At 36.6% G+C, this 1480-nt stretch carries 1 protein-coding gene; it reads right to left on the bottom strand.

The window, feature by feature from the left end:
• Positions 1-73: 73 nt before the first annotated feature.
• Positions 74-937: a PhzF family phenazine biosynthesis protein gene (locus J8L97_RS22880; RefSeq protein WP_211053022.1), complete on the bottom strand. Its 864-nt coding sequence runs from the start codon at positions 935-937 to the stop codon at positions 74-76.
• Positions 938-1480 lie beyond the last annotated feature (543 nt).

Here is a 1480-nt window from a genome sequence, read left to right as displayed (position 1 = left end):
ATTACAAATGAAAGCAACGCCGAGAATGAGAAAAATAGTTTTATTGGGCAAATTCGCTTATCCAGAGCTGAGGTTATATAGAGATTTCAACAGTATCAATAACATCAGCGAACCCACCGACTCTCACATCGATTACTTGTGACTCTTCTATTTGCACAGAAGCGGTAATGATTGAAGTACAATTCATTGCCCTGCCTTGCTCAAAAACGTAGTCGCAGCCTATGTCTAAATGTTCGGCGAGATAACAGGCTAACGCACCGTTAGAAGTTCCTGTTGCCGACTCTTCAGAAATACCAAACAGTGGTGCAAAATTACGACAGCTTGCGGTTAATGTATTTTGCTGTTCGTAAAGTTCAAAAACATGGAAGCCAACCACTTTATGTTTTCTACAAAATTCGGCAATATTATGATCGTTTGGCTTTATTTTATCTAAAAAACCTAACGGAACAGGAATAATGACATCGGGTAGTCCTGTTGAAATAACTTCTATAGGCAATGTCGTTCTTTCCAGAATATCAACTTCAATGCCAAGCACATCTGATATTTCTTGATATGAAAAATCACCCAACTTTTGTGGTAATTGTTGCTCCATAACTATCTTGCCATTTGAATCAATACACACAGCAAGCATTCCAGCTTTGGTGCGTTGAACATAATTTCCAACAGGGATAATAGCTTTTTGATACATTGTTAAAAACGCAGCGAGCGTAGCATGACCACAAAAGTCGACTTCACTGGTAGTCGTAAAAAAAGAGACTTCAAAGTCCGCTTCGCTATCCTCTGAAACAAAAGCGGTTTCCGAAAACCCAACAGCCTGCGCGATTTTCAATTTTTGCGTATTTGATAATTTATCGGCGTTAAAAACAACCCCCGCAGAGTTACCACCTGTTCCATTGTCGGTAAATGAGTTGACTAACGTGACTTCGATACGCTCCAAAGCTTCCCTCTCCTTATAACGAGTCTGTAGAATTACTCATTTTAAAATTGGTTTTAATTAATGTGCCACCATAGCGTGATTGATATTTAAAATCAATCACTTAGTGATTTTATAGCTTACTAATCGTTAACCTGTTTAAGCATTGTATTTGGCGTTATTAAACTAATCGCAAAACTATTTTAAGGTAAAAAAGCGTAACCACCTTAATGCATTATAAAAAAATGTATGCCTTTACTTTTTTCATATAGCTAACAATCAATTATTAATTAAATTGCCTTTGCTTTTTAGAACATAAAAAAGGTACATTTAATTTTTAACATTTGGCCTTTATTCTTTAAGTAAACCACATTAGAAGCAAAGGCCAATCATAGCAAAGCTAATAAATATATAGGAAAGGACTTAATATGAAAAAGGCATTAAAATATTCACTGGCATTATTCATGGGGGCGGCATCCCTTTCGGTTCAGGCAGATAATAAACCCGACGACCTTGATGATAAAATAGATGCCATATTTGCTAATATGCCTGAGGATGGTCCAGGTT

Source organism: Pseudoalteromonas sp. MMG012 (assembly GCF_018100875.1).
Taxonomy (GTDB): Bacteria; Pseudomonadota; Gammaproteobacteria; order Enterobacterales; family Alteromonadaceae; genus Pseudoalteromonas; species Pseudoalteromonas aurantia.
The sequence above is the reverse complement of the archived record's forward strand: the minus strand, read 5'-3'. Positions and strand labels throughout refer to the sequence as shown.